The sequence below is a fragment of the Flavobacterium glaciei genome (genome assembly GCF_003350545.1).
In the GTDB taxonomy this organism is placed as follows: Bacteria; Bacteroidota; Bacteroidia; order Flavobacteriales; family Flavobacteriaceae; genus Flavobacterium; species Flavobacterium glaciei.
In genome coordinates this window covers 25,567-42,318 of the sequence record NZ_QQBA01000012.1, presented here as the reverse complement: position 1 = coordinate 42,318, position 16,752 = coordinate 25,567, and the positions used below count along the sequence as shown (strand labels likewise).

Below are 16,752 nucleotides of genomic sequence, written 5' to 3'. Positions count from 1 at the left end.
TTATTCTTTTTTTATATCAATATTATATAAATTAGGCAATTCTAATCAAGCAATTACCTAACTAAAATGCTACAATATAATATGTCAAATCGTTTTGTCTTATTACCCTTAATTCTTCTGTTTTTTTCCAATTGTTCTAAAGAAAATTCAGAAAACAAAGACGTTTTATTCTCCAAACTAGATGCTTCACAAACCGGAATTAATTTCCTAAATGAAGTTAAAAATGGTGCGGATATGAATATATTCAAATACCGAAATTTTTACAATGGTGGCGGTGTGGCGATTGGAGATATTAACAATGATGGTCTTGCGGATGTCTATTTTACTTCCAATCTGGGAGCAAACAAACTTTACTTAAATAAAGGGGATTTTAAATTCGAGGATATTTCTAAAAAAGCAGGTGTTGAAGGAACCAAAACATGGTCAACAGGTGTTGTAATGGTTGATTTAAATGCGGATGGTTTACTCGATATTTATGTGTGTAATGCAGGAAATAGTTTGGGCGACCAGCAAAAAAATGAGCTTTTCATCAATAATGGTAATAATACTTTTACTGAAAAGGCAGCTGAATACAATCTGGCTGATACAGGAATTACAACTCACGCAGCTTTCTTTGATTATGATAAAGATGGAGACTTAGATGTTTATATTCTGAACAACAGTTTTATTCCAGTGAGTAGTCTTAATTATTCAAACAAAAGAGATTTAAGAGATAAAGATTGGGATGTAGCCGAAATTTTGAAAGGAGGAGGTGATAAACTTTTGCGCAATGATAACGGAAAATTTGTCGATGTAAGTGAGAAATCAGGAATTTATGGTAGTCTTATAGGCTTTGGTTTAGGAGTTACTGTAGGAGATGTAAACGGAGATTTGTATCCGGATATTTATATTTCGAATGATTTTTATGAAAGAGACTATTTATACATAAATAATAAAAACGGAACCTTTACCGAACAAATTCAGGGATGGACATCACATATCAGCCAATCTTCTATGGGAGCTGACATGGCCGATGTAAACAATGACGGGAAAGCCGATATTTTTGTAACTGATATGTTACCGGAACCGGACGAACGCTTAAAAACGACTACAAATTTTGAAAACTATGATTTATTTACCAGAAAAGTAAATCTTGATTTCTACAATCAATATATGCAGAACACCCTGCAAATTAATAACGGCGACAATCAATTTCTTGAAATAGCAAATCATGCTGGCGTTGCTAAAACCGACTGGAGTTGGGGCGCTTTACTATTTGATATGGATAATGATGGTTACAAAGATATCTACGTTTGTAACGGAATTTATAACGATTTAACTAATCAAGATTTTGTTGATTTTTTTGCCAATGAGTTCATGCAAAAAATGGTTGTCACTGGTAAAAAAGAAGAAATTCAAACTATTATCAGTAAAATGCCAAGTACTCCAATACCTAATTATGCATATAAAAATAACAAAAACCTAACCTTTAGCAATGAGGCTATGAAGTGGGGATTAGACACCCCAAGTTTTTCTAATGGTGCAGCATATGGAGATTTAGATAATGATGGAGATCTAGATTTGGTTGTCAATAATGTCAACATGGAATCGTTTATCTATCGCAATAACTCTCAAAAAAACAAGAGCAATCATTATGTTAAAGTAAAGTTGAAAGGTGAAGGTCAAAACAAATTTGCTGTTGGAAGTATTGTTGAGTTATTCTCCGGAAACGAGATTCTAAGACAAGAATTAATTCCTTCCAGAGGTTTTCAATCGTCTATTGATTATGTAATGACTTTTGGAATTGGAACTAAAAAAATTGACTCATTACAAGTAATTTGGCCAAACGGGAAATCTCAAACGATTAAAAAAATAGCCAATAATAGCACTTTAAATTTAGATATTGCTAATGCTAAAATAGATTACGTTCAAAAAAATGTCAAATCAAAACCATTGTTTGCTGAAAAGAAAGCAACTTTTTTAGCACACAAAGAAAATAATTATGTTGATTTTGACCATGAAGGTTTAATCTCTAAAATGCTTTCTCAAGAAGGGCCTTCACTGGCAGTTGCTGATTTAGATGGAGATGGAAATGAGGATGTTTTTATTGGCGGTGCCAAAGGGCAAGCCGGTAAAGTGTATTTAAATAAAGGGAATGGTAATTTTTTAGTTTCAAATCAAAAAGACATTGAAGCAGATGCTAATTTTGAGGATACTGCAGCCAGTTTTTTTGATGCTGATAATGATGGTGATATTGATTTATTGGTAGGTTCTGGTGGTAATGAAAAATCAGATCAGGCTAATTATAAGAACCGACTGTATTTGAATAACGGAAAAGGGGTTTTTGTAAAAAGTAAAACCAACTTTCCAACAACTAATAACAACGTATCGGTGATTGCGCCATACGATTTCGATAATGATGGTGATATTGATGTTTTTATAGGTAGTCGAAGCGTTCCGGGCGTTTATGGAATTGATCCTAAACATTTGTTATTGGAAAATGACGGCAAAGGAAACTTTACTAATGTAACGGATAAAAAAGCATTCAAAATAAACTCGTTTGGAATGATAACCGATGCAATATGGGAAGATATTGATAACGATTCCAAAAAAGATTTGATATTAGTGGGAGATTGGACGGCACCTATGATTTTCAAAAATAATGGACGCAGATTAGTCGAATTTAAATCAAATCTTTCGGGTTATCAAGGTTTTTGGAACGCAGTTAGCTGTGTTGATTTGAATAATGACGGTAAAAAAGATTTGATTCTGGGAAATAAAGGAACAAATACAAACTACAAAGCGACCAGTGCAAATCCGATGAAATTGTTTATCAATGATTTTGATAATAACGGAACTATCGAACAAATAGCATCTCGCTCTATTGGCGGCAAAGATTTACCAATAAACTTAAAGCAGGAATTAGCCAAACAAATTCCTTCCATTAAGAAGAAAAATTTAAGCTATGGGGATTATTCTAAAAAAACATTCCAGGAATTATTTGCTAAAGAAGTAGTCGATAATTCAATTCAAAAGACTGTCAATATTCAAGAAAGTGTGATTGCAATCAATAAAGGAAATGGTAAATTTGAGATAAAAGCACTTCCAAAAGAAGTTCAGTTTTCTAGCGTGAACACTATTACTACAATGGATGTAAACAATGATGGAATCATGGACTTAATCTTGGGCGGTAATCAATACGAATTCAAACCACAATTCTCCAGATTGGATGCTAATTATGGAAGTGTGCTTTTAGGAAATAAGAAAGGAATTTTCTCATGGATGCCATACAAACAATCCGGTTTCTTTATAAAGGGCGAAGTGAAACAGCTAAAAATAATAAAAGATAAGAATAAAACGGTTTCCATTATAGCTGTTGTAAATGATAATACTCCAAAAATATTTAGACGTAATGAATAATTTTTTCAGAATAGGACTGGCTTCATTGCTTTTTATGGGTTGTTCCAAAAAAGAAGGACAACTGTTTGAAAAATTGTCTTCTGAGGAAAGCAATATTACATTCAATAACCAATTATTAGAGTCCAAAAACATTTCTATTTTAGATTATCTCTACTATTACAACGGTGGGGGTGTTGCACTAGGCGATATTAATAATGATGGTTTGGTAGATGTTTATTTTACGTCCAATCAAGGAAAAAATAAACTGTATTTAAATAAAGGCAACAATAAATTTGAAGATATTTCAGCAAAAGCAGGCGTTGAAGGTCAAAGTGATTGGAACGCTGGTACTGTTATGGCTGACGTAAATGGAGATGGATATCTAGATATTTATGTTTGTGCGGTAGTTGGGATTAATGGTTTTGAAGGTCAGAATGAATTATTTATCAATAATAGAGACAATACATTTACCGAAAGTGCAGCCGAGTACGGATTAGATTTAGATAATTATAGTTCTTCAGCAGCATTTTTTGATTATGATTTAGACGGAGATTTAGATATGTATTTGTTGAATCACGCCGTACATTCTGAATCATCTTTTGGAAATGCGGACATTAGAAATAAAAGAAGCTACGAATGCGGAGATAAGTTATTTCGTAATGATAACGGAAAATTTGTAGACGTAAGTGAGCAGGCCGGTATTTTTGGTGGTGCGAATGGATATGGTTTGGGATTAGCCGTTTCTGATTTTAATTTAGATGGGTATCCAGATATTTATGTGGGCAATGATTTTCACGAAGATGATTATTACTATTTAAATAATGGAGATGGAACTTTTACGGAAAGTTTGAAACAGTATTTTGGTCACACCAGTCGTTTTTCAATGGGAGTTGATGTAGCAGATGTAAATCATGATGGTTTTCCGGATATTTTAAGCTTAGATATGCTTCCAGAAGACGAGAAAGTTTTAAAATCTTCCTTAGGCGATGATAATGTGCAAATGTTAAAAATGAGAACCGAAAAACTAGGGTATCATTATCAATACACCAGAAATATGTTGCAATTAAATCAGGCAGGAGGCGGCTTCACCGAAACGGCTTTGTTGAGTGGAGTAGCGGCAACTGATTGGAGTTGGAGTACTTTGTTTGGGGATTATGATCAAGATGGTGAACAAGATATTTTTGTTGCTAACGGAATCCCAAAGCGTCCTAATGATTTAGATTATGTGAAATATTATTCAAATGATCAAATAAAAAGCAAAATAAGTACAACTAAGTTATTGGATAAAGAAGCTTTGAAACGTATGCCAAAGGGAAATGTGACGAATTATGTTTTTCAAGGTGGAGCTGATTTGCAATTTAAAAACCGTTCAAGCGATTGGATAGAAAATGATTCTATAATTTCAAATGGTAGTGGATATGCTGATATTGATAACGATGGAGATTTAGATATAATTACTAATAATACCAACGCTATTGCTTCAGTTTATATCAATAAAACGGATACCAAGTCAAACTATTTAAAATTAAAACTGCGTTTTACAGGCAAAAATACTTTTGGGGTTGGAGCCAAAGTAATTTCTTATTCTAAAGGGAACAAGCAATTTAAGGAACTACAAACTACTAGAGGATTTCAGTCTTCATCAGAGCCTATGATTCATTTTGGGTATGGGAAAACAACTAAGATAGATTCGTTAGTGGTGATTTGGCCTGATAAAACATACCAAACAATAAAGAATGTTAAAACAAGTCAAACTCTTACCATAAAAGCTAATCCGAGTAGAAAAGCTTTTGATTATAAAAAATTACATCCGGCAGTTTTGCCAATTTTCAAAAAGGTTGAAACTGGATTGGGAATTGACTTTATGCATCAGGAAAATGATTTTATTGATATTTTATCTCAAAAATTGATCCCATACCAGCGTACTGATCGTGGTGCAGCAACTGCAGTTGGGGATTTGAATGGCGATGGAATGGATGATATTTTCTTTGGTGGTTCTAAAGGTAAAAAAGCTGCGATTTATTTTCAAAATGCCACGGGGTTTTCTAAAAAAGGATTTTCTGCAATCGAAAAAGACTCTATTTTTGAAGATGCTTCCGTTGCATTAGGCGATTTTAATAATGATAAAATTAATGATTTATATGTTGCTTCCGGTGGAGGTGAAAATGCATCTAATTTGCAAGACCGTTTGTATTTAAATAAAGCCAATCAGTTTCTAAATAAAGTTTTGCCTAAGCTGTCTCAAAATGCATCGGTAGTAAAGACTTTTGATTATGATAACGACGGAGATTTAGATATTTTTGTGGGCAATAATTCAATCAATAATAGATTTGGTAGTATGCCAGATTGTTATTTGCTAAACAATAACAAAGGTGTGTTTACGATTGTTCAAAATAAGATTTTTGAAAAAATAGGGATGGTTACGGATGCTGTTTTTACTGATTTTAATAAAGACGGAAAAACAGATTTAATTGTAGTGGGTGAATGGATGAAACCTACATTTTTTGAAAATAAAAATGGGAAATTCACAGATGTAACAGCAACAGTTTTTCCGGAAAAAAGCAATGGATTGTGGCAATCAGTAATTTCGTTTGATATAGATCAGGATGGTGACGAGGATTATTTGGTAGGAAACTGGGGGATGAATTCTAAATTTAAAGCTTCACAGGATTTTCCAATGAAAATGTATTATGATGATTTTGATGCGAATGGCTCTTTTGAAACCATAGTGGCAATTGAAAAGAAAGGACAATATTATACCACATTAGGTCTCGATGAACTTGCAGAACAATTCAGCGGAATGCTAAAAAAGAAATTTAATAGTTATAAATCCTTTGCAGGAAAAACAATTGAAGAAGTCTTTGATTTAAAAATGTTAGAGAAAGGAAAATTGTTCGAAGTACATAATTTGAAATCGGGTTATTTACGAAATGATAAGGGGAAATTTACTTTTGTTCCTTTTTCGAATAAAATGCAAGTGGCACCTATTACCAGTTTTCTGAAATCTAATTTTGATTCAGATGCAAAAGAGGAAGTTTTTGCGGCAGGAAATTACTTTGGAGTTTCACCGTATCACAGTAGATTTGATGGATTTTCTGGGGCTTTAATCAAAAATGAAAAAACCATATTCTTGGGGAATCAAATAGGAATTGATTTAACTCGGAAAGCAGTCAGACATCTTGATATTATTAATTTCAACGGTAAAAAATACATGTTGATCACGATTAATAATAAAAGTGCTGAAGTATATGAAATGCCCACGAGAAAAAAATAGTAAAAAAAGCAACCTACAAATTAATAAAAAATGAAAACAAAAATTTTTAGTATTGTGGTAATCTGTCTTCTTTTTATTTCTTGTAAAAAGGATAAGTCGATTGTAGTAACGACCGATGAATATCATGCAGCAATAGATAATGTTACACAGATTATGATTCATGATATTTTTTCTCCACCAGTTGCGAGCAGGATTTTTGTATATCCAAATATTGCGGCATACGAAATTATGGCTCAGAACAGTAAGACTTATAATAGTCTTCAAAATCAATTGAAAGGATTAGATTCTATACCAAAATTAGATTCTAAAAGCGGAGTCAATCAACCTTTAGCGGCTCTTATTGCACACATGGAATTAAGCAAGCAATTGGTTTTTTCAGAAGAAATTGTGGAAAAGTTTAGAGATAGTCTTTATCAAAAATGGACTGATGAAAATGAAGAAGAGTTTGAAGTGTCAAAACAATATGGATTGAAAGTTGCAGAACGCATTAAGAAATGGATGGGGAAAGATAATTATAAGGAAACCAGAACTATGTCTAAATTTTCTGTTTATGCTGATCAACCCGGAAGATGGCAACCTACTCCGCCAGCTTACATGGATGCTGTGGAGCCACATTGGGGGGAGATAAGAACTCTAGTTTTAGATTCTGCTTCTCAATTTAGGCCAATACCTGCTTTACCGTTTTCTGTTGATAAAAAATCAGCTTTTTTTAAAGAAGTACAAGAAGTGTATGATATTAGCAAAGAAATGGTGAGAAAAGGTGATAATTCTGAAGAAATTAAAATTGCTCAATTTTGGGATTGTAATCCATACGTTTCAGTTTCTCAGGGTCATATGATGTTTGCTAAAAAGAAAATTACACCAGGAGCACACTGGATAGGAATTGTGAAGATTGCCTCTAAAAAATCGAATGCTGATTTTGCCAAAACAGTTTTTGCATATACCAAAACTTCCATCGGAATTTTTGAAGGTTTTATCAGTTGCTGGGATGAAAAATTTAAGAGCAATGTTGTGCGCCCGGAAACGGTAATCAATCAAAATATTGATGAAAACTGGAAACCTTTGTTGCAAACGCCTCCTTTCCCTGAATATACTAGTGGACATTCTGTGGTTTCAACTTGCTCTGCAATAGTTTTGACTTCTGTTTTTGGAGAAAATTTTTCCTATGCAGATGACACAGAATTACAGTTTGGATTACCAACGAGAAAATACACATCCTTTAATGATGCTGCAAAAGAAGCTGCAATGAGTCGTCTTTATGGAGGAATTCATTACAGAGCAGCAATTGTAAACGGAATTGCTCATGGGAAAACTATAGGAGATTATATTGTTGGAAAATTAAAGATGATTAAATAATAATGGCAGTCAGAAAAAAAATTATAATTGGTTTTAGTATTTTACTTTCCTTGTTTTTGGTTTGGTATCTATTCATAAAGGAAACAGATTATTGTATTTCGTTTAAAGTTAATGCAGCTACTGGAACTGTTTTTCAAGGGATTCAGGAATGGACAGATGCTCAGGCTTTAAGTGAATTAGAGAAGTATGTGATTTTAGAGAAAAGGAACTTTGACTTTATCAAACACGGAATGACTAAAAAAGAGGTGCAAATGCATTACACTTGGGACATTATTTCTGTCAATGATTCAGTTACAAAAGTAAATGTTGGTATCAAAGACTTAAATCATAGTTGGTACAATAAAGTTACAGCACCTTTCTTTAACACTGATTTTAAGGAGCAACAAATCAAAAAAATTAGTGATTTTAAGAAAGGATTGAGCGAACATTTGAAGAAATTTAAAGTCAAAATCGAAGGAGAAGGGTTTTCAGAAGAAACATTTGTGGCTTACATAAGTATAACGAGTGTTTTACAGGAAAAAGCACGAAAAATGATTGCCAATGACGCTATTATTACGGGCTTTCTTTTTGAAAATCAAATTAAAATAAAAGGAAAACCTTACTTAGAAATTGTAAAGTGGGATGCTGATAAAGAGACAATAAATTTTAATTATTGTTTTCCAGTTGAAAAATCGGATAAGAATATTGGAAATGATGTGGTAAAATTCAAAAGCTTACCTCCTTTAAAAGGATTGAAAGCAACTTATTTTGGTAATTTTAGAACGTCAGACAGGGCTTGGTTTTCATTAATAGATTATGCAAAGCGTAATAATATTAAAATCAAAAACACTCCGTTAGAGCATTTCTTAAACAATCCATTTCTTGGCGGCAATGAATTAGATTGGAAAACAGAAATTTTAATACCTTTCGACGAAAAATTATAATTAATTGGTATTAATTTAAAATTATCGAAAACGTTTTCGGGTCTTCCGAAAACGTTTTTGTTTTTATTCTCTTTTTAATTGGCAATATTAAAATTAAATTTAGAAAAAATTAACAAATTAACCACTTAAAATGAATTTTAAAGTAAAATTGAGTTTCTGGCAAATAATCAATATGAATGTTGGTTTTTTTGGTATTCAATACAGTTTTGGTTTGCAACAAAGTGCCGTAAATCCTATTTATGATTTTTTACATGCAAGCCCGGATCAAATTCCTATGCTGAATCTAGCAGGGCCTTTGACTGGATTATTGATTCAGCCTATTATTGGTGCGATGAGTGATAAAACTTGGCATCCAAGATGGGGAAGGCGCAAACCCTATTTTTTTATTGGTGCTATAATCTGTAGTATTGCATTATTTCTATTTCCTTTTAGCAGTTCCTTATGGATGGCTGCAGGTTTACTTTGGATTTTAGATATTGGTAATAATACTGCAATGGAACCTTACCGCGCTTTTATTGCAGATACGCTGGATGAAGAACAACAACCTACAGGATTTCAGGCACAGAGTTTCTTTACTGGTTTCGGACAGTTTCTTGCTTATATTTCGTTGTTTCTATTTCCAATTGTTTTTGTTGGGTATACGGGCTCCTTACCTACATGGATTTACGCTTCCTTCTTTTTAGGAGCAGTCCTTTCTGTATCCTCTATTTGGTGGAGTATGAGTAAAACAAAAGAAATCCCACCCACGGAGGAGGAATTAGCTATTCTAAAAGCAGAACCACTTAAGGTTTTTTCGCCCTTTATAGATATTTATCAAGCTGTATTAGAAATGCCAACAGTGATGTGGCAATTGTTTCTAGTATATCTTTTTCAATGGTATGCCATGATGTGTTATTGGCAAAACAATTCAAAAAGTATTGCCTTATCTGTGTGGAATGTAACTCCTAAGAATGTGATGGGTTACGAAAAAGCAGTAGAATGGAACGGATTAATCGGAGCATTTGGCTTTATAGTTACCTTTTCAATTGCATTTTATTTGGCTAAATTAGCAAAAAAACACGGTGCTAAAATGATTCATTTTGTGTGCCTTTTATTAGGAGCCGTTTCTTTTTTATGGTTTCCAACAGTAGCGAATCAATATTTATTTTTTGCTGTGATTATAGGTTACGGAATTGCTTGGGCAAGTATGATGGGTATTCCATATTTGATGGTTGTTGCAGTGGTTCCAAAAGAGCGTTATGGGGTTTATATGGGAATTATCAATATGATGATAGTTATTCCTATGATCATCCAAAACTTATCCTTTGGTTACATTTTAAAGAACTTTTTAGACAACGACCCGCGTCAAGCGATTACTTTTGCTGGAGTATTACTAGTTCTTGCAGCAATAAGTACTTTATTTATTAAAATCAAAAAAACAAACGTAAGTGATTAATACAATATTTAATAAGATGGATGCTATAGATATTCTTTGTGTTGGAGAAGTTCTTGTTGATTTTATTGGGCACCAAGAAGGTGTGCTGATTAATGAAACTAGGGATTATCATAGGTATTTAGGTGGGTCACCTACTAATGTGGCTATGAATTCAACTCGATTAGGTTTGAACACTATTATGGTTGCAACTGTAGGGAACGATGGTTTTGGTTCTTACGTTACGGAACGATTAACAAGTGTAGGAGTAAATACAGAACACCTTAACGTTTTAGACAACAAGTCGACTAGTGTGATTTTTGTTTCAAGGTCTGAAGGCACGCCAGATTTTATCCCTTATCGTTCAGCAGATTGTTGCATTTATGAAGAGCAGATTTCAAAAGAAATTCTCGCTAATACAAGAATTTTTCACACTACTTGCTTCGCATTGAGTAAGAATCCTGCGCAAAAAACAATCTTAAAAAAAGCACAAGAAGCACACGAACTAGGTTGTAAGCTAAGTATTGACCTTAACTATGCCAGAAAATTGTGGAAAAGTCAAAAAAAGGCTTTCAAAGTTATCAAAACCTATTGCCAATTCAATCCATTAATAAAAATTAGTGAGGATGATATGTTGCGATTATTTGAGAAAGAACTTCCACATGATGAAATTTTCGAATTTTTTCACCAACAAGGTGTAGATTTAGTTTGCTTAACTTTAGGTAGTAAAGGTGTTAAATTATCTCAAAAAGGGAAAGAAGTAATACAAATGCCAGCAATAGAAATTGAAAAAGTAATGGATTCAACTGGAGCGGGTGACGCTTTTTGGTCTGGATTTTTATTTGCTTACATAAAAGAAAAATCAATTAATGAATGTTTGGATATCGCTTTAAAGTTAGCCGCATTAAAACTTCAAAATGTAGGTCGACTTCCAGATAATATCAATATCCTTTCTAAACTTCTTTAAAACACAATGATGCAAGACAATAAAAATATCAGCAATGGTGTAATGCTTAATGTTTATCCGGATAGTATTGGAGAAAAGTTTAGGGATTCAATATCCATGCTTAAAATGGCAGAATTTAAAGATGTATTTTCTCTTATATATGTTTTACCTACCTTTTTTAACAGTGATTTAGATAGAGGTTTTTCTATTATTGATTATGATATAAATAAGGATTTAGTAGATGAAAAAGATTTGCAGGACTTAAATGAACTCCAAATAAAACTGAAATTTGATATTGTATTAAATCATCTTTCTGTTGCTTCTCCTCAGTTTAAGGATATGTTACTATATGGGAATAAATCTAAATTCAAAGATTTTTTTATCAATTGGAATGAATTCTGGGAAGGAAACGGCACAGAAAATGAAGATGGAATTATAATACCAAAACCAGAATTTCTCAATAAATTATTCATGAGAAAGTCAGGTTTGCCCATATTAAAAGTACGTTTCCCAGATGGATCAGAACAACCATATTGGAACACTTTTTATCAACAAATAACCTACAACCCAATTACCGAAGCTGATTTGCAGTCTATCAAAGGGTTGACAGAGGCGCAAAATCAATCTGTTGTTGCTATCGTGAACACAGCTATAAATACCAATCAGGACTTTGCTGCCCTAAATTTTGATGATTGTGCTCCGTTTAAATCAGAAATTTTACAAGTTGTAGAACAAAAAAGATCCTATTTAGGTCAAATGGACGTCAATGCCGCTTCGCCATTAGTATGGGAATTTTACGAGGAGACTCTGAAAAAATTAAGTGGATATGGTTGTTCGATTCTTAGATTAGATGCTTTTGCCTATCTGCATAAGCAAGTGGGAGAATCTAATTTTTTTAATATACCAGGAACCTGGGAATATTTAGAGCGTATCAAGAAAATTGCACAACAAAATAATTTGATGCTTTTGCCAGAAATTCACGCAGAATATGGCTTGCATTTACATGATGAGGTTGCTAATGAAGGGTATTATATTTATGATTTTTTCTTGCCAGGCTTAACCATTCACACTATCGAAAGTCAAACTAGTAGCGCATTAATTCGATGGGCTAAAGAAATCATTTCTAAAGGTTATAAAACGGTAAATATGCTTGGTTGCCATGATGGAATACCGGTTTTAGACCTGAAAGGCAAGGATGTAAATGGCGTTTATAATAAAGGATTGTTGGAAGATGCTGAGATAGAAAGCATCATGACCACAATTATGGAAAGAGGCGGTCGTGTTAAAAATCTGTACGATCCTTCTGGGAATAAAATTTCTTATTATCAAATAAATGCTACTTTTTTTAGTGCATTAGGAGAAGACGAACAAAAATTACTGCTTGCTAGAGTCATACAAATGTTTGTGCCAGGAATACCCCAGATTTGGTATCTGGATATTTTTGCAGGTAAAAATAATTATGAAGCTGCGGATAATGGAGGTAGTGCTGGTCATAAAGAAATTAACCGCACGGCATTGTCAATGATTGATATTGAAGAAGGTCTGAAAACAGAAATTGTTAAGAAACAGCTCGAAATCATTCGCTTAAGAAATACTTCGGATGCATTTTCTGGTGACGTAGAAATAAATGATATAGCAGATGACATCTTAGATATCAAATGGACTAATGGTACAAGCATTGCGCACCTAATAGCTAACCTTAATAGTAAAGGTTTTTCAATAACACATACTGAGAATGGAATAACAACCACTAAAAGTTATTGATTACTCAAGAATCAAAATTTAATGTAAAAAGGTATATCACGATGGATAATTACTTAAAAACATTGAAATAAAAAAATTATTCAAATCAATAAAAAATGAAAAAAAGTACAGTTAAAATTGCCATGTATCTCAATTACTTTGTATTTGCGATTTTGCTGAACAGTGTTGGGATTGTGATACTAAAAGCGCAGAAAAATTATGGTGTAGATGAATTACAAGCCAGCGTTTTAGAGGCTTTTAAGGATTTACCTATTGCCATAGTTTCGTTTTTAATCGCATCGTTTTTACCTAGAATAGGATATAAAAGGGCTATGCTAATTGGTTTAGGCCTAGTTTCTTTAGCCTGTATTAGTATGTATTTTGGAAATTCTTTTGGAACGGCAAAATTACTATTTGCTACCGTAGGAGTTTCTTTTGCATTGATAAAAGTATCAGTGTATTCGCTTATTGGAACCATAACAGAAAATCAGCAAGAACACAATAGTTTGATGAGTAGCATTGAAGGCGTATTTATGATGGGAATTGCTTTAGCGTATTTCTTGTTTCCTGCTTTTAATTCAGATGCGAATCCAGATGCTTGGCTGAATGTTTATTGGTTATTGGCTGGGATTTCGTTATTGTCTTTTGGTTTTCTGTTTTTTACTAAATTCGAAAATCAAACAGATATTCCAGGTGTTGATTTAGTTGATGACTTTAAAGAAATGTTTAAATTATTCGCAAAACTGTTAACTATTGTTTTTGTGATCAGTGCTTTCTTATTTGTTATGATTGAGCAGGGAATCATGTCTTGGTTGCCAACTTTTAATAGTAAAGTGTTACATCTTCCCGAGAATATAAGCATAATGATGGCGAGTATTTTGGCAATCTCATTAGCAGTAGGCCGACTTTTAGCGGGTGTAATTACTAAAAGAGTCAATTGGATTTGGGTACTTAGTTTTTGTATCGTTGCAGCTATGCTTATTGTAATTTTTGTACTTCCTAAAACAGTAGGTTTGGAGGTCAAAGAAATCAATTCGCTTGGGGATATTCCCTTGATAGGATTTGCATTTCCATTAGTAGGACTTTTTATTGCTCCAATTTACCCGCTATTAAACTCAGTGGTTCTGAGTGCTTTGCCTAAAAAATTACATAGTTCAATGACTGGTTTGATTGTTGTTTTCTCTGCTCTTGGAGGTACATTAGGGTCAAGAATTATAGGCTATTTGTTTAAGAATGAAGGTCCAGAAAATGCCTTTTACTATACCTTAATTCCTATGTCATTTTTACTTGTTTCTTTCTTTATTTTAAAAAAACTTACCGCTAAACAATGAAATTTTTACTCAACGTAGACAAAGTATTCCAGGAGCTGCTGCTTCAGGAGGATACCGATCAAGATAAAAAAATCACTAAAGATGATAGTGGACCAAAAAAATTTGTTTTGGTTGACGAAGTTACCAAGCAAAAGGAGACAATTGTGGGGACCTATCAACTATCCAATTTGTTACAGGAACTAGCACAGCTTAAGGAAACAAATTTAACATTAGGAGAAGTGGATTTGAGTAGAATCCAAGAGAATCCTGTACACCGAATTTCAAGAAAAATCAAAGATGATTACTGGGAGGAGCTCTCGCGTACGATTGATAAAAAAGGATTGACTCAAATTGTTGAAGATGAGAAGACCTCTAATGAAGTGGCTACACTTTATGTTTCAGCAAAAGACAAGCAGGGAGTTACTTATTTTCAGGAATTAGAACAAGAATTACCAAATTTTAAAGTAGAGATTCTGCCTGAAGATTATACTGTGGAATTTGTGGAAACTTTAAATGAAAAACCGGGAATTCTTGCCTTAGCTTTAGAACAAAAAATTTATAGTTTGCAGGGTGTCCCTTTTGTTGTGCCTGGCGGAAGATTTAACGAAATGTATGGTTGGGATAGCTATTTTATTGGGGTTGGGTTACTGATTGATAATCAAATAGGCAAAGCAATCGCGATTGCTGAAAATTTTAAATATCAAATCATTCATTACGGAAAAATTCTAAATGCGAATAGAAGTTATTATTTAACTAGAACACAACCACCATTATATTCTTCTTTGATTATTGAAATTGCAAAAAAGAAAATACCAAGTTTGGATTGGCTTCGAAGCCATTTAGAAACAATAATTTTAGAGTACAACACTGTTTGGATGGTTCAAGGAAATCGATTAACACCCACGGGTTTAAACCGATACAAAGCAGATGGAATTGGAATGCCTTTTGAAGTAGAGCCTGGGCATTTTGATGATGTTTTAGAACCATTTGCTAAAAAATATAATTTACCAATTCGAGAGTTCGAAAAACAATACTTGAAGAGAGCGATAGTTGATGACGAGTTGGATGAATATTTTGTACATGATAGAAGTATGAGAGAAAGTGGACATGATACCACAAACCGACTCATTAATACGTGTGCTAATTTGAATTCAGTAGATATCAACAGTTTTCTTTATAAATATGAGAAAGATGTTGCTCATCTTATTGCAATCTATTTCGATAATGTTTTTCAAGTTGGATCTATCGTTTATACTTCGGAAGATTGGGAACAAAAAGCAATTTTACGCAAAGATAAAATAAATGAATTGTGCTGGAACGAGGAGGCAAGTATGTATTTTGATTTTGATTTTGTGAATCATAAGCAGTTCCCGTTTGAAGCTGCAACAACATTTTTTCCTTTGTGGGCTGGGCTGTGTGATGAAAACCAAGCTAAGAAATTAGTAGAAATTGCCTTACCTCAATTTGTAAAAACTGGAGGAATAACCGGTAGTACTAAAGCGAGTATTGCTACAGTTTCAGAGGAAGCGCCGCCGCGACAATGGGATTATCCTTTTGGTTGGGCGCCGCACCAAATGTTGTTATGGGAAGGATTGATTAACTATAATTATCTTGATAAAGCACAAGAAATGGTTTATCGATGGTTGTGGCTAATTACCAGAAATGCGGTGGATTATAATGGTACAATTCCGGAAAAATTTGATTTGGAAATAAGTTCGCATAAAGTCTTTGCTGAATATGGAAACGTAGGAACAGAATTTGATTATATCGCAAAGGAAGGTTTTGGGTGGGTGAATGCGTCCTATCAGTATGGATTACAAATTTTGAACGAAGAATTAAGAAAGAAATTGAGTGAATTGATTTCCCCCGATGATATTTTTTAGTGCGAGATAATATTTTTGTTTTTTGAATGTATATTTTTTTTAACTTTATGATTCACTAAATGAATTAATTATGACAGTTAATCAAATTTTAAGCACTAAGGGAAAAGAAGTATATTCCATACTTTCCACTAATACTGTATACGAAGCATTGACAGTGATGAGCGAAAAAAACATCGGGGCAATTCTTATTATAGAAGACACTGTTCTCAAAGGTGTTTTGTCAGAAAGGGATTATGCTAGAAAAATTGTTTTGAAAGCTAAATCTTCAAAAAAAGCCTTTGTTTACGAAATTATGGAAACTGATGTAGTTACAGTAAGTCCATCCGATAATTTAGAATATTGTATGGAGTTAATGAGTACCAAAAGAGTACGCCATTTACCCGTTTTAGAAAATAATATTGTTATTGGGATAATTTCAATTAGTGATGTTGTAAAAGCTATAATCGAGTTGCAAAAAGATACTATTCAACATTTAAATTCTTACATTACTCAATAAAAAGAATCAAAATAATGATACTAAAAAAAAGC

10 protein-coding genes are annotated in these 16,752 nt (G+C 33.1%); all 10 read left to right on the top strand.

Annotated features, from left to right (window positions below):
- Window positions 1–66: 66 nt before the first annotated feature.
- The 10 genes from DFR66_RS10795 (at window position 67) to DFR66_RS10750 (ending at window position 16,720) form a co-directional block, all read left to right on the top strand.
- Window positions 67–3,399: a VCBS repeat-containing protein gene (locus DFR66_RS10795; protein WP_242008668.1), complete on the top strand. Its 3,333-nt coding sequence runs from the start codon at window positions 67–69 to the stop codon at window positions 3,397–3,399.
- Window positions 3,392–6,652, top strand: a complete 3,261-nt coding sequence (locus DFR66_RS10790) for a VCBS repeat-containing protein (protein WP_114754906.1) — start codon at window positions 3,392–3,394, stop codon at window positions 6,650–6,652. Before DFR66_RS10795 ends, DFR66_RS10790 begins: the two co-directional genes overlap by 8 nt.
- A gap of 30 nt (window positions 6,653–6,682) precedes the next feature.
- Window positions 6,683–8,008, top strand: a complete 1,326-nt coding sequence (locus tag DFR66_RS10785; protein ID WP_114754858.1) for a vanadium-dependent haloperoxidase — start codon at window positions 6,683–6,685, stop codon at window positions 8,006–8,008.
- A gap of 2 nt (window positions 8,009–8,010) precedes the next feature.
- A complete protein-coding gene (locus tag DFR66_RS10780) occupies window positions 8,011–8,931 on the top strand; it encodes a hypothetical protein (RefSeq protein WP_114754857.1) in 921 nt (306 codons plus the stop codon).
- 130 nt (window positions 8,932–9,061) lie between these two features.
- Window positions 9,062–10,366, top strand: a complete 1,305-nt coding sequence (locus DFR66_RS10775; protein ID WP_114754856.1) for an MFS transporter — start codon at window positions 9,062–9,064, stop codon at window positions 10,364–10,366.
- Between the two features lie 16 nt (window positions 10,367–10,382).
- Entirely contained in the window at window positions 10,383–11,309 is a 927-nt protein-coding gene (locus DFR66_RS10770) for a carbohydrate kinase family protein (protein ID WP_114754855.1), read from the top strand.
- A 6-nt stretch (window positions 11,310–11,315) separates the two neighbouring features.
- Window positions 11,316–13,052 carry an alpha-amylase family protein gene (locus DFR66_RS10765; RefSeq protein ID WP_114754854.1) on the top strand — a complete coding sequence of 579 codons (1,737 nt, stop codon included), beginning with the start codon at window positions 11,316–11,318 and terminating at the stop codon, window positions 13,050–13,052.
- Window positions 13,053–13,147: 95 nt separating this feature from the next.
- Window positions 13,148–14,362, top strand: a complete 1,215-nt coding sequence (locus DFR66_RS10760; RefSeq protein ID WP_114754853.1) for an MFS transporter — start codon at window positions 13,148–13,150, stop codon at window positions 14,360–14,362.
- Entirely contained in the window at window positions 14,359–16,224 is a 1,866-nt protein-coding gene (locus tag DFR66_RS10755; protein ID WP_114754852.1) for a trehalase family glycosidase, read from the top strand. The genes DFR66_RS10760 and DFR66_RS10755 overlap by 4 nt, the downstream gene beginning before the upstream one ends.
- 70 nt (window positions 16,225–16,294) lie before the next feature.
- Window positions 16,295–16,720: a CBS domain-containing protein gene (locus DFR66_RS10750; protein WP_114754851.1), complete on the top strand. Its 426-nt coding sequence runs from the start codon at window positions 16,295–16,297 to the stop codon at window positions 16,718–16,720.
- Window positions 16,721–16,752: the final 32 nt, after the last annotated feature.

Coding starts and splice junctions, on each gene's coding strand:
- DFR66_RS10775 (WP_114754856.1), top strand. CDS start 9,062: ATGAATTTTAAAGTAAAATTGAGTTTCTGGCAAATAATCAATATGAAT.
- DFR66_RS10770 (WP_114754855.1), top strand. CDS start 10,383: ATGGATGCTATAGATATTCTTTGTGTTGGAGAAGTTCTTGTTGATTTT.
- DFR66_RS10755 (WP_114754852.1), top strand. CDS start 14,359: ATGAAATTTTTACTCAACGTAGACAAAGTATTCCAGGAGCTGCTGCTT.
- DFR66_RS10750 (WP_114754851.1), top strand. CDS start 16,295: ATGACAGTTAATCAAATTTTAAGCACTAAGGGAAAAGAAGTATATTCC.
- DFR66_RS10760 (WP_114754853.1), top strand. CDS start 13,148: ATGAAAAAAAGTACAGTTAAAATTGCCATGTATCTCAATTACTTTGTA.
- DFR66_RS10785 (WP_114754858.1), top strand. CDS start 6,683: ATGAAAACAAAAATTTTTAGTATTGTGGTAATCTGTCTTCTTTTTATT.
- DFR66_RS10780 (WP_114754857.1), top strand. CDS start 8,011: ATGGCAGTCAGAAAAAAAATTATAATTGGTTTTAGTATTTTACTTTCC.
- DFR66_RS10790 (WP_114754906.1), top strand. CDS start 3,392: ATGAATAATTTTTTCAGAATAGGACTGGCTTCATTGCTTTTTATGGGT.
- DFR66_RS10795 (WP_242008668.1), top strand. CDS start 67: ATGCTACAATATAATATGTCAAATCGTTTTGTCTTATTACCCTTAATT.
- DFR66_RS10765 (WP_114754854.1), top strand. CDS start 11,316: ATGATGCAAGACAATAAAAATATCAGCAATGGTGTAATGCTTAATGTT.